Below are 24,822 nucleotides of genomic sequence, written 5' to 3' on the forward strand. Positions count from 1 at the left end.
ACGGGTCGGGTGCGGGGGATGGGGAGAGCTGGGGGCGGGGGTGGTCGGGAGGGAGCTCCCTGGGCAGGACCTCGGCGTGCCACACCTCGATCCGGGCCTCCACCTCCCGCAGGATCCGCCCGATCTCCTCCCGCCCCGAGACCGCCGCCGCCGACCCCGACGTGGCGTCCATCGCGGTGACCTCACCCTTCCACAGGGACGGGATCTCCTCCTTGCGCGGATGGTTGCGCAGCACCCCGCTCTTGTACGCGGCGATGAGCCGCTCGGCCCGGGCGTACACGGCCTCCACCTCGTGGTCGCGCTCGATCAGCGCGCTCTCCCACTCCTGGGTGAGGTGCTCGATGCGGGCCCTGGCCCGCTGCACGCCGGCGTTCGACTCCTCGACCACCGCCCGCCGCCGCGCCTCCGCCCGCCGCGCCCTGGACTCCGCGATCGTGATGAACGGGTCCGCGGAGGCGTCCGGGCCCGTCGCGGCGGTGTGCCCGTTCGCGTACGCGGGCGGCTCCGGCCGCGTGTCGCTCCTGCCCAGCTCCCGCAGGATGGCCTCCCGCTCCCCGAGCGCCCGCTCCAGCAGTGCCGTACGCGTGGCCGCCAGCCGCCGGTCGACCTCCGTGATCTCCTCGCGCGCCCGCGCCCGGATCTCCGTCACGTACGCGGGCTGGAACTGCGGATCCGTGAACTCGCCCAGGGGATGCCGGCGGGCGTCCCGCATCCCCTGCCGATGCGCCTCCTCCCGCTCGGCCAGCGGGTCGTCCCGCCTGAACAGCCGCGACAAGAACGCCATCCGCGTCTCCTGGCTCCGTCCGGACCGGCACCCCGGCCCGAGTGACCCTGCACCCAGACTAAGCGGTCAGTTCCCGCGATGGCGGTGATGTCACCTGATGTCGGGCACGAGCCCCCGGCCGTCCGGGAGTCGGCCGGGCCCGCGGTCCAGCCCGACCACCGGCGGTCCCGGCGACCCCGCCGGGACCGCGCCGGCTCGCGGCCGACGCGGTCATGGCCCGGGTGAGCAGCGTGCCGGGGAGGAGGGTGACCGTGGTGACCATCCCGCCGAGGCGCTCGCGCTCGGCCCACGGGACGAACGCGCCGATCGGCGGGAGCACCTCTCTCCGCTCCATGGCGGTGACGGGGATCGGCCGCCCAGCCTCGACGAGCCGCGAGACGCCGACCACCTCGGTCCGCTTGTCGGCGTACACCATGATCAGGCCGGCGGCGATGACCCCGGAGAGGAAGACCAGGAGGCCGATCGCGGCCAGGACCGGCCGGCGCTCCCGTGCCGCACGGGTGGGGGACGGCTGCCGGTAGGCCGGCTCTCGCCGGTGCCCGGACTGATCGTTCGCGGGGGTCTCCCGATCGTTCCACATGGCTCGCAACGATGCCGGAGATCACTTGGACCCCGCTTGATCTGCGAAAACAGGAGCTCCAGGAAGTCGTACGGCGCCGCACGGAGGTGCGGCGCCGCGATGACCCGGGAGCGGGAGGGAGCTACCCCTTCTCGGCCTCGCCGGTGGCCTGTTCGAGCGCGTCCTCGGGGGAGGCCTCCAGGTCCTGCTCGGCGTCCGCGCCAGCCTGGGCGGAGGCCTTGTCCAGGCGCACCCAGCTCGTCACGCTCTCCACCGCGAACAGCACGAACAGGTACGCCGTCAGCACCGCCAGCACCGGCGTCAGCACGCCGAACGCCGCCCCGGCACCGATGATCAGCAGCCGCAGCTCCCACCCGAGGCCCGCGTGGAACACCCAGGCGGGCGGCCAGATGCTCTGCCGCGTCCGGTAGACGGTGTCGTAGGTGTGGTAACCCACGACGTACACCAGCACGAACAGCAGCCACTTCGGCGCGTCCGCCGCCAGACCGACCGCGATCACCGTGAAGAACTCCGCGCCGCGCAGCAGCGGCGGGGTGAGCCAGTCGAAGCGGCCCAGGTGGTTGCGCGGCGTCGTGGGCAGCACGAGCAGCAGCATGATCGCCACGGGCAGGAGGAGGATGGGGCCCGGCTTCAGCAGCCCCGCGACCGAGATTCCGACCACGGCGAGCAGGGCCACGAGCGTGGCGGGCACGGGGGGCACGCCGGCGCCGATCCTGCCGGCCAGGGCATGGGCGAGGGGGCCGTCGTCCCGGTAGGCGAGGAGGCGGGCGGTCTGGATGCGGCGGCGTTCCTCGTCGGGGTCCGGCGTGGGGGTGGCCATGGCCTGCGGTTGGGTGATCATACGAGCGACCTCATGAGGCGTCCGGTGAGCGTGTAGGCGGCGGCGACGGAGCCCCAGATCACCAAGGTGAGGAAGGTGATCCGGGCGTCGAAGAGGGCGGCGGTGATCGCGATGGCCGCGAAGCGCTCGCCGATGGGGAAGACGATCATCTTACGCGCCCAGTGGACAGCGCGGTACTTTCCGGCCTTCGTCCACATCTTGAGCACACCGCGAAGGCCCTGGCTGCGCTCCACCTTGCGGCGCACGAGAGCCTGGCGCAGCTCCCGGTCGTCGGGGGCGTCCAGCGGGGTCGTGGGCAGCGAGGACGGGGGCTTGCGGCGGTTGGAGATGCCGAAGGAGAAGTCGAGCAGGTGACGAACGGACTGCAGGCCCAGCGCGGCCAGCGCCAGGATCCAGATCTCGTCGCCGTTGCCGGAGACCACCCAGCCGACGGCCAGCCCGGCGAAGACCACATATTCCTTGAACCGGTCGAACGTGGCGTCCAGCCACGCCCCCAGCACGCCGAACTTGCGGGCGTAGCGGGCGACCTGCCCGTCGACGCAGTCGAAGACGAAGGCGAAGTAGATCAGCACGCCGCCCAGCACCATCCAGGGGCGGTCGCCGGTGGCGAAGCAGGCGGCCGCGGCGACGCCGAGGACGATCGAGATCAGCGTCACCTGGTTGGGCGTCAGCCCACGCCGGGCGGCCCAGCGGGCGATGAAGCGGGAGTAGGTGGAGACGAAGAACGTGGTGAAGAAGCCGTCGGCGCCCTTGACCGCGTTGTTGAGCCGGGCGCGGTCCTCGTCCATGCCGGCCATCTCGGCGCCGGCCTCGTTGATCTCCTCCTGGGTGGTGACCCGGCGGTAGAACAGGTCGCGGCGGCCCCGGATGCCGACCGACACGCCGTTGCGCACCAGGCCGAACACGATGAGCTGCACCAGGTCGTCGTCGGTGCCGAACCGGTCGGCGATGTCGGCCAGCTCGCGGCAGGTCTGGGCCAGCACCGGCGCGTTGCGCGCGCTCACGTGGAGCGGGCCGAGCAGCACCGCGTTGGGCCGGGTCACGGCGTGGCTCGCGGTGCCCACCGACACCACGCGCGACTTGCCGACGCGGGCGCGCACCGGCAGCCCCTCGACGCGGTTCTGGCCGATCTCGGGGTCGGCCTCGTCGATCGGGATCCGGTCCTCGGCGCCGTTATCCTCCTGGCCGTTGTCCTCCTGCTCCTCCGTCACCTCCGGCCGTGGCTCTTTCGCGACGAGCGCCAGCGCACCGCGCTTGGACTTGGTGATCTGGTAGATCAGCTCGTCGTGGACGACCGAGTTCTCCGGGATGATGAACAGGCTCTCCGTTGCTGACTCGGCGACGTCGGCCAGAGCGCGGAGAGCGGCTGCCACATCGCCTGACTGGACCGTGGCGAAACGCGGATCCATCGAGGTGAGCTGGCTGCGTAGGCGTTCGGCCACGGTGGGGTTGCCGGGCAGCGCGGCCAGCCTCAGGCCGGTCGGAGAGGTGTCGGGGCCGGGCGAGGCGCCCAGCAGGACCACGCGGGTCATGACTCCCTTTCGAGGCGGTATCGGGGGGTTGAACAACGGGTAATGCGGGGACAGACGTCAAAGTCTAGTGAGAGTGACGCAAAGTCGCGTCATCAGAGCATGCCCGTAACGTCCCGTCCGTCGGTATAGAGACGGCCGTAAGATGTGCGAGTGAGTCTCTACCGTGACGAAGGCGTGGTCCTGCGCACCCAGAAGCTCGGTGAGGCAGATCGCATCGTCACCATCCTGGCCAAGCGCACCGGCAAGGTCCGGGCGGTGGCGAAGGGCGTCCGCCGCACGACCTCCCGCTTCGGGGCCAGGCTGGAGCCGTTCACGCACGTCGACGTGCAGCTCCACACCGGCCGCACGCTCGACGTCGTCACCCAGGCGGAGACGATCAGACCGTACGGGGAGGCGCTGGCCGCCGACTATCCCCGCTACACCGCGGGCAGCGCGATGCTGGAGACCGCCGACCGGCTGACGCACGGGGAGAAGGAGCCGGCGCTGCGGCAGTTCCTGCTGCTGGTGGGCGGGCTGCGCACGCTCGCCGACCGGGGTCACGAGGCCCGGCTGGTCCTGGACGCCTACTTCCTGCGCTCCCTGGCCGTGGCCGGCTACGCCCCCGCGCTGGAGGCGTGCGCCAAGTGCCAGGCCCCGGCGATCAGGGCGTTCGCGATCGTCGCCGGGGGCGTGGTGTGCGGGGCGTGCAAGCCGGCCGGCTCGGCCGTGCCCGCGGGGGAGACCATCGGGCTCATGACGGCGTTGCTGCGCGGCGACTGGGTCACCGCTGACGCCTCGGAGTCACGCCATCGCAGCGAGTGCAGCGGCCTGGTGGCCGCCTATCTGCAATGGCACCTCGAACACGGAATACGCTCTCTTCGACACGTCGAAAGGGAGCCCGCGTGAACGTACGACCCCCGTCCCCGCACCCGTCCGGGGCGACCCCGCCGCCGATCCCGCGCGACCTGGTGCCGCGGCACGTCGCCATCGTCATGGACGGCAACGGCCGCTGGGCCAAGGCCCGCGGCCTGCCCCGCACCGAGGGGCACAAGGCGGGTGAGTCCTCGCTGTTCGACGTCATCGAGGGCGCTCTCGAGCTCGGCGTTCCCTACCTGAGCGCGTACGCGTTCTCGACGGAGAACTGGAAGCGCTCGCCTGACGAGGTGCGCTTCCTGATGGGGTTCAACCGCGACGTCATCCGGCGGCGGCGTGACGAGCTCAACGCCATGGGCGTGCGCGTGCGCTGGGCGGGCCGGCCCGGGCGGCTGTGGAAGAGCGTCATCTCCGAGCTGCAGACGGCCGAGGAGATGACGGTGTCCAACCGGAAACTCACGTTGCAATTCTGTGTCAATTACGGCGGTCAGGCCGAGATCGTCGACGCGGCGGTCCGGCTGGCGGCGGACATCGCGGCCGGGCGGGTCAAGTCGTCCAAGGTCAACGAGAAGGTGTTCGCCCGCTACCTGGACGAGCCGGAGATCCCGCCGGTCGACCTGTTCCTGCGCTCGTCGGGGGAGCAGCGCTTCTCGAACTTCCTGCTGTGGCAGTCCGCCTACGCCGAGATGGTGTTCCTCGACCGGCTGTGGCCCGACTTCGACCGCCGGGACCTGTGGGAGGCGTGCGAGATCTACGCCAAGCGCGACAGGCGCTACGGCGGAGCCGTCCCCAACCAGGTCTAGCGCCGTCGTTCGGCCCGCTTCCCGGACGCCGTCGGCCCCGCTCCGACAACGTCCGGGGCCGTGCCGACCTCCCGCCTGAACGCCTTGGCGAAGGCGAACTCGGCGGCGTACCCCGTCCGCTCCGCGGACCGAGCGCAACGGCAGGTCGGTGTCGCGCGAAGCAGCCGGGCCGCCGCCGTCATGCGCCACCACTCCGTTACGCCGGGCGGTGGCGAGCGCACCTTGCCCGCGAACCGTTGCGCGAACGCCGCCCGCGACAGCCCAGCGCGGTCGGCCGGCGACAGCCCCGCGCGGTCGGCCGGCGACCGGACCGTCCACGGGTGAGCCGGGTGCCGGTGGATGGCCCGCAGCGCCCGCCGAGACCGCCGGGCCGCGCAGCGCCGCGCCCCAGCCGCCGGCCAGGCCTCCGGGCCGGCTCTCTGCTCGCCGTCGAGGGCGCACGCCGCCTCGTGACCGACGGGGCCCCGGCCGGGACCCTGACCCCCCGCCCAGGTTACCGATGGGGCACCGGCGGGGACCCCCGGGCCCCCGGACCCCCGCCCAGGCTTTCGACCCCGCCGACTTCCTCGACCACCTCACCTCCCAGGGCGTCACCTGGCAGGTGCCACCGTAGGAGGGCCTGGCGTAGCCCTGACGGCGAACCGCCGGCCGTCACCGGCTGCCGGCGGGGGACAGGTCCGGCCGGGCCCTCGCTTGCCCGGCCGCTATACGCGGGTATAGCCTCCTATTCTGACGAACAGTCAGCTATACCGACGAATAGGAGCTGGTCGCGGTGAGAAACGTACCGCTCGACCGCCGGGAGGCCCGATGAGCGCCTTCCCGGGCACTGCCACCCTGGCCCGCCTGGCGCTGCGCCGAGAGCGGGCCATCGCGCCCTGGTGGCTGCTGCTGATCGTGGCCCTGGCCCTCGTGATGGTCTCCTACATCAACACGAACATGGGCACGTACCAGCTGAAGCTCTCCTACCTGGAGGTCATCGACGCCAGCCCCTTCCTGCACGCGCTCGGCGGCGGCGTCGTCGAGCCGCGGCTCGAGGTGCTCGCCACCTGGCGCAGCGGCGGCTTCCTCTACGTGGCCAGCGCCTTCGCCGCGCTGATGTCCGTCATCCGGCACACCCGCAGGGAGGAGGACGCCGGCCGGAGCGAGCTGGTCCTGTCGGGCACGGCCGGCCGTCCCGCTCCCCTGACCGCGGCACTGCTGGTCGCGGGCGGGATCAGCCTGACCGGCGGTGCTCTGACGGCCGCCGTGCTGATCGGGATCGGCCTGGAGCCGACCGGGTCGCTCGCGTACGGCGCCGCCATCACGGTCGCCGGCTGGGTGTTCGGTGGTGTCGCCGCGGTCGCCGCCCAGCTCGCGCGCAGCGCCCGCACGGCCACCGCGATCGCCCTCACCGTGCTCGGCGCCGCCTACATGCTGCGCTTCGCCGCGGACGCGAGCGGGCAACTGTGGATGAAGTACCTGTCGCCGGTGGGCTGGAGCCACCTGGTGCAGCCGTACCAGGACGAGCGGTGGTGGATGCTCGGGGTCTCGGCACTGGCCGCCGCGATCCTGTACGCGGTCGCGTACCGGCTGCTCGACCACCGCGACCTCGGCTCCGGCCTGCTGCCGGAGCGCCTGGGGCGGGAGTCGGCACCCGAGCTGCGCGGCCCGGTCAGCCTGGCCTGGCGGCTGCATCGCGGGCTGCTGGCGAAGTGGGCGGCGGGGGTGGCGGTGTTCGCCGTGGCGGGAGGCTCGCTGGGGCCGCTGACGCGGGACCTGCTGTCCCGGCCCAGCATCGTGGTCGACAACATCACGCGGTTCCTCGGCGTCCCGATGGGCGCGACGCAGCTCGCCGGGTACTCGTGGTACCTGATCCTGATCATCGCGTACGCCGTCGCGCTCTACCCGGTGCTCATGACGCTGCGGCTGCGTTCGGAGGAGGGCTCGGGGCGGGCGGAGGCCCTGCAGGCCACTCCGATGACCCGCCTGCGCTGGGCGGCCGGCCACCTGGTCGTGACCGCCCTCGGGACGGCGGCCCTGATGGCCGTCGCCGGCCTCGCCTTCGGCCTCGTCTACTCGCTGCTCGTCGGCGACCTGACCACCGACCTGCCGCGCTTCCTGGCGGGCGCGCTGAGCACCGTACCCGCGGCCTGGTGCGTGGGGGCGGTATGCGTGCTCGCGTACGGTCTGCTGCCGCGGGCGAGCGTGGCGATCTCATGGCTCGTGTGGACCCTGACCGCCCTCCTGGGCCAGGTAGCCGGTCCCCTGTACGGGCTGTGGGGCGGGAGCCCGCTGGAGCCGTTCCACTACGTCGGGAACGCGATGACCGAGCCACCGTTCGCGCTCCTGCCCACGGCGGGACTGGTCGCGATCACGGCACTCCTCGCCTCCGGCGGCCTTCTGGCCCTGCGCCGCCGCGACTTCGGCTGCTAGCCGGGACCCGTTCCGATGAGGAGGCGACGGGATGCCCTCCTTCAGCCGGGCCGCCTGGGAGCGGGGCGATCAGACGGGCGGTCTAGTCCGCTTCACGGCCTCGATGTGGATGGCGCCCGGATTGCCCGGCTGCCATCCCGGCAACGGATCGTCCGTGTCGACCTGGACGAAACCGAGGGGACTCCCAGAAGGCGTTCGTCGTCGTCGAGCACGTGGTCGGCCATCAGACGGGTCACGGCTGGACATGTGCCGGATGAGGGCGGCGCTTCATTCCATGGCAAAGGGGTGGATTCGCGGCTCGCATCTCACGGGCCCTCATAGATGCATTTGGTTTGGTGGTACGCGGAGTTTTCGTCCCCTCGCACGCATGAGCTGGAGGAGTTGGTAGCCCTCGATGCGAGTGCAGCAGCCGTCGTTGATGCCCTCGGTGATCAGATCGGCCGTGTCGCGCGCCGTGATCCCGATGCGTCGCGCATAGTCGAGCGCGTCACGGTCATCGCTGATCCAGTAGGAGCCGGCGTAGGCCTCCCAGTTGCGGATGACGTGGCAGGTCTGAGCCTCTCCAAGATGTTTCAGCGGTTCGAGTCTCGAGCCGCCGAATACGGCGCGGCGGGTCCGCTCGACCATGTCGGCCTCCACCGGATCATCGATCTCGATGGGGTCACCGAGCCAGCCATCACTCGCCACCTTGCCGAGATCGGGGTAGAAGCGGGCTGACCGGGTCGCCTCATACGCGATCGCTTCCGTCCAGCGACCCCGCTCGCGCAGGATCTCCTGCAAGAGCGAGAGATTGTCCACCGCTGCGAAGTTGCACAGCACCGTGTTGTCGGGGAACCAGTACCAGGTCATGGCTCGAGTGGGGGGTCCTCTCTCATGCCGGTGATGGCCTGCCGCATCGTGTCGGTGTCGACGCCGATCAGGTTCGCGAACGGGCGTAGCGTCGCCTTTCCGTCGGCGTACGCCTGGAACGTCGTACGCACCAGCGGGAGGGGGACTCGGGGCCGGGAGGTGTGCTGGATCCACTCACCGAGCGATTCGACGGCATTCGCTTTCCAGGCCGCATCCCAGGCGGTCAAAGCCCTGAAGGATTCGCACTGGCCCTTGTCGATCAGCTGGAGATTGAACAGTTGCCACGCCAGCGTGCTGGGCGAGACCCACAGCTCGCACGCCAGCCTGGCGAACTCCTCCAACCCCCAGGTGATGTGCCCGGCCTTCTCGCGCAGCATCTCGGCCGGCAGGAGCAGCTCCGCGGCGAAGGCGTTCGCGCGTTTCTCGGAGGGCTTTCGTCTGTGGTCGGCGTCGTGGAGGTCCCCGTCGAGGTGGAGCCCTTGATCGTCGCCGGCGAGGAGGTGGCCGAGCTCATGCGCGATCGTGAACCTCTGACGCGCGGGCACCTCCGAGGTCGCCACCACGATCAGCGAGCTGTGTTCGTCGGACCACGACAGTCCGTCGAAGCCGTCGGCCAGGCGATGGACCCGGACATCCACGCCGAAGGCGGCTTCCACGGCACCGGCCAGGTCCTTGCACCGCCACAGCTCGATCCCCTTTTCGGCGGCATGCGCCGTTGCGAGAGCGGCGAGCTCACGGCCCTGACGGAGGGATGAGGTGGAGGCCCTGGGCACCTCGAAGCGCGCCACGTCCTGCCGATATCCGAGAAAGGACAGGTCGGTCCGCATCTGTGCGAGGCGTTCCGCTTCGCGGATGGCCGCGTCCGCTGAAGTGGGGGATACGGTGGCTGCTCGTGCTGCCATTGAGGGTGTGAGCGGGTCGACGCCGAGCAACCAGTCGACGGACACACCACACAGGTCGGCGATCCTGGCCAGGTCCAGTGAGGTGAATCTTCGAACGCCCGACAGGGACTTGGACATCTTCGGGGCATCAAGGCCCGCCTTGACGGCGAATTCCGCTTGGGTGAGGCCGCTTTCCGCTATCAGATGACGAACTCGTGCTGCTGTGTCCCCGGCCATGGGAAAAGCCTACGAGCCACTTGCGAAAATCGCAAGGCGGAACTAGTGACCATGTTCGAATCGGGGCTTGCGTCGTCCCAGGAGTTCGGCCGGCCCCCGGCGTTGGTCCTTGCTTGTGGCTCCCGGGGTGGAGGTCTGGTCAGGCGCGGCGGCGGGCGCGGTAGGCGGCTACGTGCATACGGTTCCCACACGTACGGCTGTCGCAGTAAACCCGGGAGCGGTTGCGGGACTCGTCCACGAACACCCGGTCGCAGTCGGGGGCCGAGCAGGTGCGCAGGCGCTCCGCCTCCCCCTCCACCAGCAGGTGGGCCAGGGCCACCCCGCAGTCCGCCGCCAGGTGCTCCGCCAGCGTCGCGTCCGTCGCGAAATAGTGCACATGCAGCGGGTGTCCGTCGTGTTCCGTCAGCCGGGGCGTGATCCGTGTCTCCGCCAGCAGCGCGTTCAAGGTGCGTACGGCCGTCGGCTGGTCCGGGGCCGTGAAGACGCGGTGGAACGCCTCCCGCACCATCCGCACCTGCCCCAGGTCGCGGGCCGTGAGCGTGCCGATGCCGCTGACCTGGCGGGATTCCACGAAAGCCTGCAAGTCGGACAGGCCCGGCAGGCCCTCTTCGCCGCCGGTTGACGGCGAGGTGTTGACCAGCTCGACAACGGTGGCCAATGAATGCACCATGTCATGGCCAAACGGCATGTTGACTCCTGTCCGGGCCGGGTTCTAGCGTGGTCGCAGCGTATCTCTTGCATGGGGGTCGGGGGGTTTCCGTGAGCGCACATCGCCGTATCGTGCTGATCGCGATCATCGGTGCGCTCATCATCTCCACCTCCGCTCCATTGGTCAGGCTTTCAGATGTATCGCCTGCGACGTCGGCGTTGTTCCGCTGTGCGTACGCGGTGCCGCCGATGCTGCTCCTCGCCTGGCTGGAGCGGCGCAGGCTCGGGCCGCTGCCGCGCAAGGGGCTTCTGACGGCCTGGGCGGCGGGCGTGGTGTTCGCCCTCGACCTGCTGTTCTGGCACCACGCCATCGACTACGTCGGCGCCGGGCTGGCGACCGTGCTGGGCAACCTGCAGGTGTTCATCGTGGCGTTCGCCGCCTGGGGGCTGTTCAGGGAGCGGCCGTCCAACCGGTTGATGATCAGTACGCCGGTCGTGTTCGCCGGGGTCGTGCTGATCTCCGGAGTGTTCGACAGCGCCGCCTACGGCAGCGATCCCATGATGGGGGTGCTGGCGGGGGTGGCGACGTCCATCTCCTACGCGGCGTTCCTGCTGCTGATGAAGGGCGGGTCCGACCGGGCCGCGGGGCCGCTGGCGCACGCGACCGTGGTGGCCACGCTGGCCATCGCGCTGCTCAGCCCGCTGTTCGGGGGCGCGGACTTCGTACCGAGCCGGCCGGAGCACGGGTGGCTGGTGGTGCTCGCGCTCGGGCCGCAGGTGCTGGGGTGGTCGTTGATCACGTTCACGCTGCCGCGCCAGCCGGCCGCGCTCACCGCGCTGCTGCTGCTGATCCAGCCCATGACGACGGTGGCGATCTCCGCGTTGGGGCTCGGGGAGCGTCCGTCGGTGTTGCAGTTCGCCGGGTGCGCGGTGATCGTGCTGGGTGTCCTGTACGGTTCCCGGCGCGCCCAGCCTCCGGTGGACGTCGCCCCGGCGGGTCTCCCCGCGGTCTCCTCGGAGGGCATGCGGCCGCGGCAGTAGGAGGTGGAGGTGGCGGTGGGGTTTGGATGGGGGAGAGGGCGGGGGCGGGCGGCCCCGCCGTCCACAGGTCGCCTCGGTCTGCGAGCGATGTGAGGCGCCCTCCCCGTCCCCGGCGTGCCCGCTGGGCGGCCCTTGGCCGGTCTCAGCCGGTCTTGGCCGAGGTCGAGCAGGATGAGCAGGTGCCGAAGACCTCGACCGTGTGGGTGATCTCGGTGAAGCCGTGCTCGCTGCCCACCATCTCGGCCCACCGCTCGACGGCCGGGCCGGCCACCTCCACGGTGCGGCCGCAGCGGCGGCACACCAGGTGGTGGTGGTGGGTGTCGGTCGCGCACGCCCGGTAGACGGACTCGCCGTCGTCGGTGCGCAGGACGTCGACCTGGCCCCCGTCGGCCAGCGCCTGCAACGCGCGGTAGACGGTCGTCAGACCGATCTTCGCCCCGTGCAGGCGCATCTCGGCATAGACGTCCTGCGCGCTGCGGAAACCCTCGCTCCTGCGCAGGGTGTCGTGCACGGCATCGCGCCTTGTCGTCATGCGACCTCCTCGACGCGCAGCGTTGGTCGCTCGCTCATTGTCGACTCCTGGGTACGGCCTCGCCGTACGAATTTACCGACACCGAGCGCCAGGACGAAGCCGGCGAGCGCAAGAAGCACGATCGCGGCCCCCGGCGGGACCTTGGCGGAGTACGTGGAGGCGAGCAGCCCGCCCACGGAGGCGAGCACGCCGAACAGCATGGCCAGCCCCATCGTGGTACGGAACCCGCGCGTGAGCTGCTGGCTGGTGGCCACCGGGATCACCATCAGCGCGCTGACCAGCAGCAGGCCCACCACCCGCATGGCGATGACCACGGTGAGCGCCGCCGTGACGGCGATGAGCAGGCTCAGGAAGCGCACCGGCAGGCCGCTGGCCCTGGCCATCTCCTCGTCCTGGCAGAGCACGAACAGCTCCCTGCCGAAGATCACGACGACCGCGATCACGAGGACGGCCAGCGCGGCGATGACCCAGATGTCCTGGGGCGTGACGCTGGCGATGGCGCCGAACAGGTAGGAGTTCAGCTTGGCGTTGCTCCCGCCGGGCGCGATGCCCATGAGCATGACGCCGCCCGCGATCCCCCCGTAGAACAGCAGCGCCAGGGCCACGTCGCCGCTGGTGCGCCCGCGTGCCCTGACCAGCTCGATGGCCACCGCGCCGGCGATGGACACGAGGACGGCGGTCAGCACGGGCGTGGTGCCGGTCAGGAAGCCCAGGGCCACGCCGGTCAGCGCCACGTGCCCGATGCCGTCGCCCAGGAGCGCCAGCCGGCGCTGCACGATGAACGTGCCGACCGCGGGCGCGCACAGGCCCACCAGCAGCGCCGCGATCAGCGCGAGCTGGAAGAGCTCTTCCTGCAGAAGTTCGAAGATCACCTTGGTTCCCCCTGCCACCCGGTGAGCGGGCCCACGACGGGCCCGGCAGGGGGAGACATGCTCCGGGGCGTGCGGGTGCTGGTGCTCGTGTCCCGGCCGGGCGCAGTCGCCCTCGGGGCGCGGCGGCCGGCCGTCGTGGGCGACGCGACCCTCGCGGATCACCACGCCGCGCGTGATGATCGGCTCCAGCGGGCCCAGCTCGTGTGCCACGAGCACCACGGTCTTGCCGGCGAGGACGAGCCCGGCCATTGTGTCGGCCAGCAGCCGCTGGGTCTCGGCGTCGACGCCCGCGGTGGGCTCGTCCATCACGTACGTGTCCGGCTCCCCGGCCAGCGCGCGGGCGATGAGCACCCGCTGCTGCTGCCCCCCTGACAGCGACTGGACGGGGTCGTTGGCGCGGTCGGCCAGCTTGACGGCCTCCAGCGCGGCGGCCACGGCCGCCTTGTCGGCCGCGCTGGTCCTGCGCAGCCTGCTCTGCCTGGCGATCCGGCCCGAGGCGACGACCTCGCGCACGGTCGCGGGCACGCCGCCGCCGACCTGGAGCCGCTGCGGCACGTAGCCGATGCGCCACCAGTCGCGGAACCTGCCCGGCGGGGTGCCGTACACCAGGGTCTTGCCGCTGGTCAGCGGCGTGAGACCGAGCAACGTGCGGACCAGCGTCGACTTGCCCGACCCGTTGGCGCCCAGGAGGGCGACGACCTCCCCGGGACAGACGGTCAGGTCGATCCCTCGAAGGACGGGCTTGCCGTCGAAGGAGACCCGGCCGTCGGTCATCGCGAAGGCCGTTTCGTTCATGCCGTACACCCCAGTGCTGTTTGTAGGGTTTTGAGGTTATCGCGCATGGCGGACAGGTAATCGCCCGAGGGCTTGCTTTCCAGCGGGTCCAGCACGGCGGTCTTGGCGCCGACCTGGCTCGCGAGCACCTCGGCCACCTTCGGGCTGACCAGGGACTCGGTGAAGATCGTGGTGACGCCCTCGGCCTTGGCCAGCTTGGCGACCTCCGACAGGCGGGCGGGGGACGGCTCGGTCTCCGGGTCGAGCGTGATGCCGACCTGCTTGAGCTTGTAACGGTCGGCCAGGTAGCCGAACGCCTCATGTGCAGTGACCAGCGTCTTCGTCTTGCAGGTGGTCAGGCCCTGGGTGAGCTCCTGGTCGAGCGTGCCGAGCGTGGCGGCCGTCTTGGCGGCGCGGTCCTTGTAGCCCTGGGCGTGCGCGGGGTCGGCCGTGGCCAGGCGCTCGCCGAGCTTGGTGGCGACGGTGGCCAGGCGTGAGGGGTCGAGCCAGAGGTGCGGGTCGTACGAGACCTCCTCGTGGCCGTGCTCCTCCTCACCTTCCGCGTGTTCCTCCTCGGCGGGCTCGCCGGCGGGCAGGGTGGTGACGGCGGTGGCGGCGTCGAAGCTCTTCTCCGGGTCCACGGCGTCGTCCACGGCCGGCTGGACGCCCTTGATGTAGACGGTGAGCGCGGCGTTCTTGATCTCCGTCACCTGCTGGATGCCCAGCTCCAGGTCGTGCGGCTCGACGCCGGGCGCGGTCAGCACCTTCACCTGCGCGTCGGATCCCCCGACCTGCTCGCTCAGCCACTGCAGCGGGTAGAAGGCCGCGACCACCTCGGGCTTCGCGCCCGCAGCCGGAGTGGCGGTCTGCGCGGTGCCGGAGCCGCAAGCAGTGGCGGTGAGCAGGGACGCTGTGGCCAGTAGACCGACAGCACACGACCGGGAAAATCCTGACATCATGTGAGTCAGTATGCGCCAAAATGAAAATGGTTGTCAAAACGCACTAAGGGCGCGCAGTGGGATGCCGACGGCGGCTGGGGGCCAGGCGCGCCGTGCGGCATCCCGTCATCACCCCGGTGATCGTGCGCCGGCAGAGCCGTTGCCGACGCCCGAGGTGACGCTTTCACCCGCGCTCTCGCCCGCGGTTTCCCATGAGCGCAGCCGCCGTCCGCCGGTGTGGACGCTCATCGAGTCGCCGTCACCCCCGCTCCGGTGAGCCACCGTGCGTACGGCCTGCGGCGACGCCTTGCCGCAGACGCCGCGGGAGGAGGTGGTGGAGAAGGTGCGGGGTTCCCGCGCAGGTCGTCGACGGCCGCGCGCTGCTCTTCTGGCGGCTCGGCGCCGCGGAATCTCAGATCCAGGCGGTCGTGGCTCATGATCCCTCCATTCGGTATACGGTATTCCAGCTAGCCCGCCCGGACAACGTTCTCGCTCAGCAGGTCGCTCACCGCGTGGATCGCGCGCAGCGTCGGCACCTCGGCGCCGGTGAGGTCGGCCAGCTCGACGACCGCGGCCAGCAGCACGTCGAGCTCCAGCGGTTTGCCCTTCTCCAGGTCCTGGAGTGTGGACGTCTTGTGCTCGCCCGCCTTCTCCGCGCCCCGCAGGCGGCGCTCGATGGAGATCCCCGGATCGCAGCCCACCCGCCTGGCCACGTCCACCGTCTCTCTCATCATGGCCACGACCAGTTCCCTGGTGCCGTCGTGGCGGCAGATCCCGGCCATCGTCGCCCTGGCCAGCGCGCTGATCGGGTTGAAGGCGATGTTTCCCATGAGTTTGATCCAGACGTCCCGGCGGAGGTCGCGCTCCACCGGGCACTTCAGCCCGCCCGCGACGGCGGCCTGGCTGAACTCGGCGCACCGCTCGGTCAGCTCGCCGTTGGGCTCGCCGATGGAGAAGCGGGTGCCTTCGAGGTGGCGGATCACGCCCGGTTCCTCGATCTCGGTGGCGGCGTAGACGACGCATCCGATCGCGCGGTGCAGGGGCAGTGCGGACGTCACCGCGCCCTCCGGGTCGACGCTCTCGATGCGGTAGCCCTCGTACGGGCCCTTGAGTCCGTGGAAGTACCACCACGGAATGCCGTTCTGCGCGGCGATGATGCTCGTGGTCTCGTGCAGGAGCGGCTTGATCATGGGGCCCGCGGAGGCGTAGCTGTTCGCCTTGAGGCCCAGGAAGATGTGGTCCACCGGTCCGACCTGGGTGGGGTCGTCGGTGGCATGGGGATGGGCGGTGAAATCGCCCCTGGGGGTGAGCACCCGCACACCGGCACTGCGTATCGCCTGGAGATGCTGGCCTCTCGCGATGAGGTGCACCTCGGCTCCCGCCCTGTGGAGGGCGGCCCCCACGTATGCGCCGATGGCGCCGGCGCCAAGAACAGCGACCTTCATGCTCGCGCTCCGTTCTCGCGTCGGGTTGTAAGCACGGGGCCCCGTAGCTGCGGCGGCCGCGTGATGCGAACCGCCGTAAATACGGGGCCCCGGTGCTTGCGGCGAGTCGCTGGACGAGACCCGCCGGTGCATTCGGTATACAGTATGGAAAAACGCGGGTCAAGGAGTGTCCTTGTGACCGTTTTGCGGCTTGTGCCGGAGATGGAAGCGATGCCATGGGGCTCCGCGCGGGCCATCCCGGTGGAGGTGGACGCGCCGGCGGTCGTGCCGCCGGGGGTGGGCCGGGGAGCGGATCGAGCTGATCGACTTCCCACTGAGCTGATCGAGATAGCGCCGGGGGGCTAGACAGGCCCAACGAGAGGGAGTAACCATTGCGTTCATACGGTATGCAGTATGCGGAAGACAGAGAGCTTCGTCGCCGGGAAAGGGTGGCATGATGTCCGAAACGATCTCGGGTGGTCATCTCGTAGCCAAGGCACTGAAGGCCGAGGGCGTGGACGTGATCTACACGCTCTGCGGTGGCCACATCATCGATATCTACGACGGCTGCGTCGATGAGGGCATCGAGGTCATCGACGTACGCCACGAGCAGGTGGCCGCGCACGCCGCGGACGGCTACGCGCGCATCACCGGCAAGCCCGGCTGCGCCGTGGTCACCGCCGGGCCGGGCACGACCGACGCGGTAACCGGCGTGGCCAACGCCTTCCGCGCGGAGAGCCCGATGTTGCTCATCGGCGGCCAGGGCGCGCTGAGCCAGCACAAGATGGGCTCGCTGCAGGACCTGCCGCACGTGGACATGATGACCCCGATCACCAAGTTCGCCGCGACGGTGCCCAGCACGGAACGGGTGGCCGACATCGTGTCGATGGCCTTCCGGGAGTGCTACCACGGGGCACCCGGGCCGGCGTTCCTGGAGATCCCGCGTGACGTGCTCGACGCGAAGGTGCCGGTGGAGAAGGCCCGCATCCCCGCGCCGGGCCACTACCGCGCTTCGACCCGTCAGCAGGGCGACCCCGAGGCCATCGAGCGGCTGGCGGACCTGCTGGCGCACGCCGAGAAGCCGTGCATCCTGCTCGGCAGCCAGGTCTGGACGTGCCGGGCGACCGACGCGGCCATCGACTTCGTCAGGTCCCTGAACGTGCCGGCGTACATGAACGGCTCGGGCCGCGGCACGCTCCCGCCCGGCGACCCGCACCACTTCCAGCTCAGCCGCAGGTACGCCTTCACCGAGGCCGACCTCATCATCATCGTCGGCACCCCGTTCGACTTCCGGATGGGCTACGGCAAGCGCCTGTCGCCGACCGCCAAGGTCGTCCAGATCGACCTCGACTACCGCACTGTCGGGAAGAACCGGGACATCGACCTGGGGATCGTGGGCGACGCCGGCCTCATCCTCTCGGCGGTGGCCCAGGCCGCGAGCGGCCGCATCGAGAACGGCGCGGCCCGGCGCAAGGAGTGGCTGGAGGAGCTGCGCGCCGTCGAGACCCAGGCGTACGAGAAGCGCCTGCCCCGCCAGCTCTCCGGCGCCCAGCCCATCGACCCCTACCGCCTGGTCCACGAGATCAACGAGTTCCTCACCGAGGACACCATCTACATCGGCGACGGCGGCGACATCGTCACCTTCTCCGGGCAGGTCGTGCAGCCCAAGTCCCCCGGCCACTGGATGGACCCCGGGCCGCTCGGCACGCTCGGCGTCGGCATGGCCTTCGCGATGGCCGCCAAGCAGGCCCGGCGCGACAAGGAGGTGCTGTGCCTGTTCGGTGACGGCGCCTTCAGCCTCACCGGCTGGGACTTCGAGACGATGGTCCGCTTCGACCTGCCGTTCATCGGCGTCATCGGCAACAACTCCTCGATGAACCAGATCAGGTACGGCCAGGCCGCCAAGTACGGCGAGGAGCGCGCCCGCGTCGGCAACACCCTCGGCGACATCCGCTACGGGGAGTTCGCCAAGCTCCTCGGCGGCTACGGCGAGGAGGTGCGCGACCCGGCCGAGATCCGCCCCGCGCTGGAGCGGGCACGGCAGTCCGGCAAACCCTCGCTGATCAACGTCTGGGTCGACCCAGAGGTCTACGCCCCCGGAACCATGAACCAGACCATGTACAAGTAGGGGAACTCCGACATGAAGGCTCTCGAAGGTGTCCGCGTCCTCGACATGACCCATGTCCAGTCCGGCCCGTCGGCCACCCAGCTGCTCGCCTGGCTGGGCGCCGACGTGGTCAAGCTTGAGGCCCCCACCGGCGACATCACCCGGCAACAGCTCCGCGACGTGCCCGATGTCGACAGCCTCTACTTCACGATGCTCAACTGCAACAAGCGCAGCATCACCCTCAACATGAAGAGCGAGCGCGGCAAGGAGATCTTCACCGAGCTGGTGAAGAGCGCAGACGTCCTCGTGGAGAACTTCGGCCCCGGCGCGGTCGACCGCATGGGCTTCCCCTGGGAACGCCTCCAGGAGCTCAACCCCCGCCTCGTCTACGCCTCGATCAAGGGCTTCGGCCAGGGCCGGTACGCCAAGTTCAAGGCGTACGAGGTGATCGCCCAGGCCATGGGCGGCTCGATGAGCACCACGGGCTTCGAGGAGGGACCGCCGCTGGCGACCGGCGCCCAGATCGGCGACTCGGGCACCGGCATCCACGCGGTGGCCGGCATCCTGGCGGCCCTCTTCCAGCGCAACCAGACCGGCCGCGGGCAGCGCGTACAGGTGGCCATGCAGCACGCCGTGCTGAACCTGTGCCGCGTCAAGCTGCGCGACCAGCAGCGCCTGGCGCACGGGCCGCTGCGTGAATACCCCAACAAGACGTTCAACGACGAGGTGCCGCGCTCGGGCAACGCCAGCGGCGGCGGCCAGCCCGGCTGGGCGGTGCGCTGCGCCCCCGGCGGGCCGAACGACTACATCTACGTCATCGTCCAGCCGGTCGGCTGGAAGCCGATCGCGAACATCATCGGCCGGCCCGAGCTGGCCGAGGACCCCGAGTGGGCGACGCCGGAGGCCCGGCTGTCCAAGCTGGACAAGATGTTCCAGCTCATCGAGGAGTGGACGATCCGGCACGACAAGTGGTCGGTGCTCGACCGGCTGAACGCCGAGAACATCCCGTGCGGGCCGATCCTGTCCACCAAGGAGCTGGTGGAGGACGAGAGCCTGCGCGAGGAGGGCATCGTCGTCTCGGTGGAGCACCCGGAGCGCGGCGAGTTCGTGACCGTCGGCAGCCCGCTGCAGCTGTCCGACTCGCCAGTGGACGTCCGCACCCCGCCGCTGCTCGGCGAGCACAACCAGGAGATCTACGGCGAGCTCGGCGTGAGCGCGGACGAGCTGAACGAACTCAAGACGAACGGAGTCATCTAGTGGCCGCCAGGGAAGTCATCGAGAAGGCGCTCGCCGAAGGGCGCACCGCCCTGACGGCTCCCGAGGGCCGCGAGCTGTGCCAGGCGTACGGCATCGCCACCCCGGGCGAGGGCCTGGCCACCTCGGCCGACGAGGCCGCGCGGCTGGCCGGGGAGATCGGGCTCCCGGTCGTGCTGAAGATCGTCTCGCCCGACATCCTGCACAAGACGGACGCCGGCGGCGTGCTGGTCGGCCTGAAGACCGTCGAAGAGGTGCGGGAGGGGTACGACACGATCCTGGCCAACGCCCGCGCCTACAACCCCGACGCGAAGATCGACGGCATCCAGGTGCAGCAGCTCGTCGGCGGCGGCCACGAGGTCATCGTGGGCGCGGTCACCGACCCCACCTTCGGCAAGATCATCGCCTTCGGTCTGGGCGGTGTCCTAGTTGAAGTACTTAAGGACGTGACCTTCCGGCTTGCCCCGGTTTCGGGTGATGATGCGCTTGGGATGCTGGACGACATCAAAGCGGCCGAGATTCTGCGCGGTGTACGGGGCGCCGAGCCCGCCAACAGGGACGCGCTCGCGGCCCTGATCGAGCGCGTAGGCCGGCTCGTCACCGACATCCCCGAGATCGTCGAGATCGACCTCAACCCGGTCTTCGCCGACGCGAACGGGGCGGTCGCCGCCGACGTGCGCATCCTCATCGGCGAGCCGCAGCCCGAGGTCGTCCGGCTGTCGCGCGAGGAGATCCTGCGGCAGATGACGCGGATCTTCAAGCCGCGCTCCGTCGCCGTGATCGGCGCCTCGGCCGAGTCCGGCAAGATCGGCAACTCGGTCATGAAGAACCTCATCAACGGCGGCTACCGGGGGCAGATCTTCCCGATCAACCCCAAGGCCGACGAGATCATGGGGCTGACGGCGTACAAGAGCATCGGGGACGTGCCCGGCGACGTGGACGTGGCCGTGTTCGCGATCCCGGCCAAGTTCGTGGCGCCGGCGCTGGAGGAGGTCGGCGAGAAGGGCGTGGCGGGCGCGGTCATGATCCCGTCCGGGTTCGCCGAGACCGGGAACGTCGAGGGCCAGAAGGAGATCGTCGAGATCGCCCGCAGGCACGGCGTGCGCATGCTCGGCCCGAACATCTACGGCTACTACTACACGCCGGAGAACCTCTGCGCGACGTTCTGCACGCCGTACGACGTCAAGGGCAGCGTGGCGCTGACCTCGCAGAGCGGCGGCATCGGCATGGCCATCCTGGGCTTCAGCCGCACGACCAAGATGGGCGTCTCGGCCATCGTCGGCGTCGGCAACAAGGCCGACGTGGACGAGGACGACCTGCTCACCTTCTTCGAGCAGGACGACAACACCAAGGCCGTGGCCATGCACCTGGAGGATCTCAAGGACGGGCGCGGCTTCGTCGAGGCCGCCCGCCGGGTGGTCAAGGAGAAGCCGGTCATCGTGCTCAAGGCCGGGCGCACCGCCATGGGCGCGCGGGCCGCCGGCTCGCACACCGGGGCGCTGGCCGGCGACGACAAGGTGTACGACGACATCCTGCGCCAGGCGGGCGTCGTGCGCGCGCCGGGGCTCAACGACATGCTCGAGTACGCCCGCGCGCTGCCGATCCTGCCCGCGCCCAAGGGCGAGAACGTCGTCATCATCACCGGTGCCGGCGGCTCGGGCGTGCTGCTCTCCGACGCCATCGTGGACGCCGGGCTGACCCTCATGGACATCCCGGACGACCTGGACGCGGCATTCCGCGCCTACATCCCGCCGTTCGGCGCGGCGGGCAATCCCATCGACATCACCGGCGGCGAACCCCCCTCGACCTACGAGAACACGGTCCGCCTCGGCCTGGCCGACGAGCGCATCCACGCGCTGGTCCTGGGCTACTGGCACACGATCGTGACGCCGCCGATGGTATTCGCCGAGCTCATCGCGCGTGTGGTGGCGGAGGAGCGGGCGAAGGGCAACGTCAAGCCGGTGGTGGCATCGCTCGCCGGCGACACCGAGGTTGAGGAGGCCAGCGAGTACCTGTTCGAGCACGGCGTGGTCGCGTACCCGTACACGACAGAGAAGCCCGTGGCGGTCCTCGGTGCGAAGTACCGCTGGGCCAGGGCGGCCGGGCTGCTGGGCTAAGAGCCGAGCCACAGCAGCGCCAGGCGAGGGGGCTTAATTCGGGGCGCACGAGGAAGGCAACAACCCCCCAGGAGGTCCGTAGGTGGACACATCGAACACACCACCGGCGACGGCCACGCCGCCGGTCGAGGATGAACGAGTATGGAAAGCGGGCCGGCTTGAGCCGATGCCCATCAGGAAGCTCCCCGACGCACCTCCCTCGGTGCACATTCTCGGGCCGACGGTCTTCCTCGTCGCGCTGGGCGTGGGCATGGGCGAGTCGTACATGTGGCCCAGGCTGGTGCTGCTGTTCGGGCCCGAGATCAGATGGCTGTTCCTGATCGGCGTCACCCTGCAGGCCGTGGTGATGCTGGAGATGGCCCGGTACGCCATGGCCACGGGGGAGAGCATCTTCTCCGGCGCGGCCAGGGTGTTCAAGCCACTGATGTGGTTCTTCTTCATCGTGGCGATCGCCGTCTACATCTGGCCGGGACACCTGTCGGCGGGAGCGGCGGCGTTCGAGGAGATCACCGGAATACCCTGGGTGGTGACCGCGGTCGCCGGGTTGATCCTCGTCGGCGTGGTCTTCACCCTGGCCAAGGTGATCTACAACCTGCTCGAGAACGTGCTGTCGCTGCTCATCGGCGCGCTCGTGCTCGGCACGGCCGTGGTCGCGGCCATGGTGGGCTCCTGGGGAGACGTGGTCACCACGATCAGCGGCATGTTCTCCTTCGGCTACCTGCCGGCGGAGGCCATGTCGGCCGCCTGGTTCCCCGTCATCGTGGGGGCGTGCGCGTTCGCCGGACCGTCGGGCATGCAGCAGATGTGGTACACGCTGCACCTGCGCGACTCCGGGGCCGGCATGGGCGTGCACATCCCGAAGGTGCGCGGGCTGCGGCACGCGGGCGAGGAAGAGGAGATGCCCTCCCGCGGGTTCATGTTCGACACCGAGGACCCGGCGGAGATGGCCAAGTGGAGAGGGTGGCGGCGCTGGGTCACTTTCGACGCGCTGCTGCTGTTCTGGGGCATCACCATGCTGGTCACGATCTCCTTCACGGTGATCGCCCAGTCGGCGGTGCGGCAGAACCCGGACGTCCGGACGGCCATTCAGGGCGACGACCGGGAGGTGGCGCTGTCCGCGATGGCCGACGCCGTCTCCTCGGCGGGCAGCTCGGTTCTCGGGGTCGTGTTCCTCGGGTTCATCGCGCTGATCGGCCTGAACGCGACGCTGGGCCTGTTCGACTCCTTCTCCCGGGGTCAGGCTGACATGACCTTCAACTTCGTCCGCGGGGCGAAGAAGCTGGGCATGTCGCGCCTGTACGGGATCTTCCTCTGGGGCGTGATCCTCTTCGGGATCCTGATCCTGCTGTTCGGCCCGGCCGACGGTCCCAGCGGGATCCTGGACACGCTGGCGTTCCTGTCCACGTTCGCCATGGGCGCGTACTGCGTGACGCTGCTCCTGGTGAACAACCGCATGCTGCCCAAACCGATCAGGCCCAAGTGGTGGACCAACGTGATCATCGGGTTCGGTGCGGTGTTCTACCTCGGAATGCTCTTCTACAGCCTGTTCGCCTACGGCGTGGTCGTGGGCTGATGGGAGGACGGCACAGCCTCGAACTCGCCCTGCCCGGGGCGTCGATCGGAGCCGTCGCCGGTGCCATGGCCGGTGGGTTGACCCTGCTCGCGGGGCAGCCCACCGGGATGGCCGCGCTGTCGGCCCTGGCGCTCGCCGCACCGCTCGCCCTCTTCGGCGGCCTGTACGGCGTGCTCCTCGGCCACGGCGTGTTCCGGCCCGGCACGTTCGGGCCCGTCGGCCTGTACTGGATGGCGGCCTTCCCGGTCTCCCGGCTCATGCAGGAGAGCGTGGCCGGGGTCGGCATGGCCGACGGCATCCCGCTGTTCCTGGCGTACCAGGCGATGGTCAGCCTCGGCTTCGCGATCGGCTTCGTCTGGCTGCACGAGCGGCTCATGCCGCACTGGCTGGTCCGCCGGGCCGGCGACAACCCGATCGCCAAGGACCTGCTCGCCCAGTACATCCGGTACGCACAGATGGTGCAGACGAGGAAGGGAGCACGTAAGTGAATCTGCCCTTGTGGATCTGGCTGGCCACGATCGGCGGCTTCTGTCTCGTGCTCGCTTTCGACTTCTGGCTCGTCGCCCGCAACCCCCACGAGCCCTCCTTCAAGGAGTGCGTGGGCTGGGTGTCGTTCTACGTGAGCCTGGCCGTGGCCTTCGGCGTCGGCCTGCTCGTGTTCTCCGGCCCCGCGCACGGAGGGGAGTTCTTCGCCGGGTGGATCACCGAGTACTCGCTCAGCGTGGACAACCTCTTCGTCTTCCTGCTGATCATGAGCAGGTTCCAGGTGCCGCGGCAGTACCGCCAGAAGGTCCTTCTCATCGGCATCATCCTGGCGCTGATCATGCGCGGCGGCTTCATCGCGGCCGGCGCGGAGGCCGTGGCCAGGTTCGACTGGCTCTTCTACGTGTTCGGCGCCTTCCTCGTCTACACCGCGTGGAAGCTGATCGGGCACGAGGACGAGGAGGCGGAGTTCTCCGAGAACCTCGCCCTGCGCACGGTTCGCCGGGTGCTCCCCACGACGGACACCTATCACGGCGCCCGGCTCACCGTGCATCACGGGCGCAGGATGGTCACCCCGATGCTGATCGTGATGGTCGCGATCGGGACCACCGACCTGCTGTTCGCGCTGGACTCCATCCCGGCCATCTTCGGCCTCACCAAGGAGCCCTACCTGGTCTTCACCGCCAACGCCTTCGCCCTCATGGGGCTGCGGCAGCTCTTCTTCCTGATCGGCGGGCTGCTCGACCGGCTCGTCTATCTCAGCAAGGGCCTGTCGGTGGTGCTCGCCTTCATCGGCGTGAAGCTGATTCTCGAGGCCCTGCACCATGACGGGGTGTCGTGGGCGCCGGAGATCCCGATCATGGTGTCTCTCGGGGTCATCCTCGGCACTCTCGCCGTCACCACGGTGCTCAGCCTGATCAAGTCGGCTCGCGACGCCAAGTCGAAGGTGGTGGAGCCGGAACCCGTGGACCGCTGAATCGGGCCGCGCGCGGGGGCGGAGGCTGCTTACGGGTGGCCGCCCCCCTGCCGCGGCTCAGCGGCATGCCCTGGCTCAGTGGCGAGGGCTCTTGCGCACGTCGTGCTCCGCGCTCCAGCGGCGCAGGTAGCTGTCCGCCTCATCGGCGGAGTAGTGCTTTCTGAGCGCTGCGCTCAGGCCGATCCCGATGGCTCGGCCGTCTGCTGCCTGGCCCATGGGATCACCAAGGAGAAAGCGGATGAACGCCTTCATTGTCATGCACCTCCAATCCGTACTGCCCCCAGCCTCTACCCGAGGTGTTTCGGAGCATGT

General features: G+C 70.0%; 23 protein-coding genes and 1 pseudogene. 10 read left to right on the forward strand and 14 right to left on the reverse strand.

From position 1 onward, the window contains the following. From ACTWPW_RS20720 to ACTWPW_RS20735, 4 genes are all read right to left on the reverse strand, one after another. Nucleotides 1-784: hypothetical protein (locus ACTWPW_RS20720; RefSeq protein ID WP_443169640.1), on the reverse strand; the 784-nt coding region annotated here is incomplete at its 3' end. 58 nt (nt 785-842) lie between these two features. Beyond that, nucleotides 843-1,364, reverse strand: coding sequence for a hypothetical protein (locus ACTWPW_RS20725; protein WP_443169641.1), 522 nt, complete (start codon nt 1,362-1,364; stop codon nt 843-845). 121 nt (nt 1,365-1,485) lie between these two features. After that, nucleotides 1,486-2,205 carry a DUF5941 domain-containing protein gene (locus tag ACTWPW_RS20730; protein ID WP_375111891.1) on the reverse strand — a complete coding sequence of 240 codons (720 nt, stop codon included), beginning with the start codon at nt 2,203-2,205 and terminating at the stop codon, nt 1,486-1,488. After that, nucleotides 2,202-3,737, reverse strand: coding sequence for a CDP-alcohol phosphatidyltransferase family protein (locus ACTWPW_RS20735; RefSeq protein ID WP_443169642.1), 1,536 nt, complete (start codon nt 3,735-3,737; stop codon nt 2,202-2,204). Before ACTWPW_RS20735 ends, ACTWPW_RS20730 begins: the two co-directional genes overlap by 4 nt. A 150-nt stretch (nt 3,738-3,887) precedes the next feature. Here ACTWPW_RS20735 and recO point away from each other — a divergent pair, with 150 nt between their 5' ends. Both recO and ACTWPW_RS20745 read left to right on the forward strand, forming a co-directional pair. Further along, entirely contained in the window at nt 3,888-4,622 is a 735-nt protein-coding gene (recO, locus tag ACTWPW_RS20740; RefSeq protein WP_375111889.1) for a DNA repair protein RecO, read from the forward strand. Next, the gene (locus ACTWPW_RS20745; RefSeq protein ID WP_364123567.1) at nt 4,619-5,392 is read left to right on the forward strand and encodes an isoprenyl transferase; all 774 of its coding nucleotides are present in this window, start codon (nt 4,619-4,621) and stop codon (nt 5,390-5,392) included. Before recO ends, ACTWPW_RS20745 begins: the two co-directional genes overlap by 4 nt. On the opposite strand, the gene ACTWPW_RS20750 is transcribed toward ACTWPW_RS20745, so the two are convergent. Further along, nucleotides 5,389-5,742: a helix-turn-helix domain-containing protein gene (locus tag ACTWPW_RS20750; RefSeq protein ID WP_443169710.1), complete on the reverse strand. Its 354-nt coding sequence runs from the start codon at nt 5,740-5,742 to the stop codon at nt 5,389-5,391. The two genes, ACTWPW_RS20745 and ACTWPW_RS20750, sit on opposite strands and share 4 nt — an antisense overlap. Before the next feature lie 457 nt (nt 5,743-6,199). Between ACTWPW_RS20750 and ACTWPW_RS20755 the strand changes: the two genes are divergently transcribed. After that, nucleotides 6,200-7,804, forward strand: a complete 1,605-nt coding sequence (locus ACTWPW_RS20755) for an ABC transporter permease (protein WP_443169643.1) — start codon at nt 6,200-6,202, stop codon at nt 7,802-7,804. A 315-nt stretch (nt 7,805-8,119) separates the two neighbouring features. Here ACTWPW_RS20755 and ACTWPW_RS20760 read toward each other — a convergent pair whose 3' ends face one another. The 3 genes from ACTWPW_RS20760 to ACTWPW_RS20770 all read right to left on the reverse strand — a co-directional run bounded on the left by ACTWPW_RS20760 (nt 8,120) and on the right by ACTWPW_RS20770 (nt 10,438). Continuing rightward, a complete protein-coding gene (locus tag ACTWPW_RS20760) occupies nt 8,120-8,653 on the reverse strand; it encodes a hypothetical protein (RefSeq protein ID WP_443169644.1) in 534 nt (177 codons plus the stop codon). Continuing rightward, nucleotides 8,650-9,771, reverse strand: coding sequence for a helix-turn-helix domain-containing protein (locus tag ACTWPW_RS20765; RefSeq protein WP_443169645.1), 1,122 nt, complete (start codon nt 9,769-9,771; stop codon nt 8,650-8,652). Before ACTWPW_RS20765 ends, ACTWPW_RS20760 begins: the two co-directional genes overlap by 4 nt. Before the next feature lie 139 nt (nt 9,772-9,910). Further along, on the reverse strand, nt 9,911-10,438 hold the full coding sequence (locus ACTWPW_RS20770) for a CGNR zinc finger domain-containing protein (protein ID WP_375111989.1): 528 nt from the start codon (nt 10,436-10,438) through the stop codon (nt 9,911-9,913). Nucleotides 10,439-10,551: 113 nt separating this feature from the next. Here ACTWPW_RS20770 and ACTWPW_RS20775 point away from each other — a divergent pair, with 113 nt between their 5' ends. Next, nucleotides 10,552-11,460 (forward strand): DMT family transporter, encoded by a 909-nt coding sequence (locus ACTWPW_RS20775; RefSeq protein WP_443169711.1) that lies wholly within the window; start codon nt 10,552-10,554, stop codon nt 11,458-11,460. Between the two features lie 142 nt (nt 11,461-11,602). Here the strand turns inward: ACTWPW_RS20775 and ACTWPW_RS20780 are convergent, their stop codons facing one another. From ACTWPW_RS20780 to ACTWPW_RS20800, 5 genes and pseudogenes are all read right to left on the reverse strand, one after another. Next, nucleotides 11,603-11,992, reverse strand: a complete 390-nt coding sequence (locus ACTWPW_RS20780) for a Fur family transcriptional regulator (protein ID WP_375111881.1) — start codon at nt 11,990-11,992, stop codon at nt 11,603-11,605. Beyond that, complete coding sequence (locus ACTWPW_RS20785) at nt 11,989-12,861, reverse strand: metal ABC transporter permease (RefSeq protein ID WP_375111988.1); 873 nt, start codon at nt 12,859-12,861, stop codon at nt 11,989-11,991. Before ACTWPW_RS20785 ends, ACTWPW_RS20780 begins: the two co-directional genes overlap by 4 nt. A gap of 72 nt (nt 12,862-12,933) precedes the next feature. Then, a pseudogene (locus ACTWPW_RS20790) lies at nt 12,934-13,659 on the reverse strand (metal ABC transporter ATP-binding protein); the annotation flags it as partial. After that, nucleotides 13,656-14,597: a metal ABC transporter substrate-binding protein gene (locus ACTWPW_RS20795; protein ID WP_375111879.1), complete on the reverse strand. Its 942-nt coding sequence runs from the start codon at nt 14,595-14,597 to the stop codon at nt 13,656-13,658. The pseudogene ACTWPW_RS20790 and the gene ACTWPW_RS20795, both read right to left, overlap by 4 nt. 446 nt (nt 14,598-15,043) lie before the next feature. Continuing rightward, the gene (locus ACTWPW_RS20800) at nt 15,044-16,021 is read right to left on the reverse strand and encodes a 2-dehydropantoate 2-reductase (RefSeq protein WP_375111878.1); all 978 of its coding nucleotides are present in this window, start codon (nt 16,019-16,021) and stop codon (nt 15,044-15,046) included. A gap of 433 nt (nt 16,022-16,454) precedes the next feature. Here ACTWPW_RS20800 and ACTWPW_RS20805 point away from each other — a divergent pair, with 433 nt between their 5' ends. The 6 genes from ACTWPW_RS20805 to ACTWPW_RS20830 all read left to right on the forward strand — a co-directional run bounded on the left by ACTWPW_RS20805 (nt 16,455) and on the right by ACTWPW_RS20830 (nt 24,510). Beyond that, entirely contained in the window at nt 16,455-18,128 is a 1,674-nt protein-coding gene (locus ACTWPW_RS20805; RefSeq protein WP_364123583.1) for a thiamine pyrophosphate-binding protein, read from the forward strand. A gap of 12 nt (nt 18,129-18,140) precedes the next feature. After that, nucleotides 18,141-19,364, forward strand: a complete 1,224-nt coding sequence (frc, locus tag ACTWPW_RS20810; RefSeq protein ID WP_443169646.1) for a formyl-CoA transferase — start codon at nt 18,141-18,143, stop codon at nt 19,362-19,364. After that, a complete protein-coding gene (locus ACTWPW_RS20815) occupies nt 19,364-21,478 on the forward strand; it encodes an acetate--CoA ligase family protein (RefSeq protein WP_375111875.1) in 2,115 nt (704 codons plus the stop codon). The genes frc and ACTWPW_RS20815 overlap by 1 nt, the downstream gene beginning before the upstream one ends. A 166-nt stretch (nt 21,479-21,644) precedes the next feature. Beyond that, nucleotides 21,645-23,051: an Nramp family divalent metal transporter gene (locus ACTWPW_RS20820; protein WP_364123589.1), complete on the forward strand. Its 1,407-nt coding sequence runs from the start codon at nt 21,645-21,647 to the stop codon at nt 23,049-23,051. Continuing rightward, the gene (locus tag ACTWPW_RS20825) at nt 23,051-23,539 is read left to right on the forward strand and encodes a hypothetical protein (RefSeq protein ID WP_364123591.1); all 489 of its coding nucleotides are present in this window, start codon (nt 23,051-23,053) and stop codon (nt 23,537-23,539) included. Before ACTWPW_RS20820 ends, ACTWPW_RS20825 begins: the two co-directional genes overlap by 1 nt. Further along, entirely contained in the window at nt 23,536-24,510 is a 975-nt protein-coding gene (locus ACTWPW_RS20830; protein ID WP_375111874.1) for a TerC family protein, read from the forward strand. Before ACTWPW_RS20825 ends, ACTWPW_RS20830 begins: the two co-directional genes overlap by 4 nt. Nucleotides 24,511-24,585: 75 nt before the next feature. Here ACTWPW_RS20830 and ACTWPW_RS20835 read toward each other — a convergent pair whose 3' ends face one another. Then, on the reverse strand, nt 24,586-24,762 hold the full coding sequence (locus ACTWPW_RS20835; RefSeq protein WP_364123595.1) for a hypothetical protein: 177 nt from the start codon (nt 24,760-24,762) through the stop codon (nt 24,586-24,588). Nucleotides 24,763-24,822 lie beyond the last annotated feature (60 nt).

The sequence above is a fragment of the Nonomuraea sp. KM90 genome (assembly GCF_052246675.1).
Classification (GTDB): Bacteria; Actinomycetota; Actinomycetes; order Streptosporangiales; family Streptosporangiaceae; genus Nonomuraea.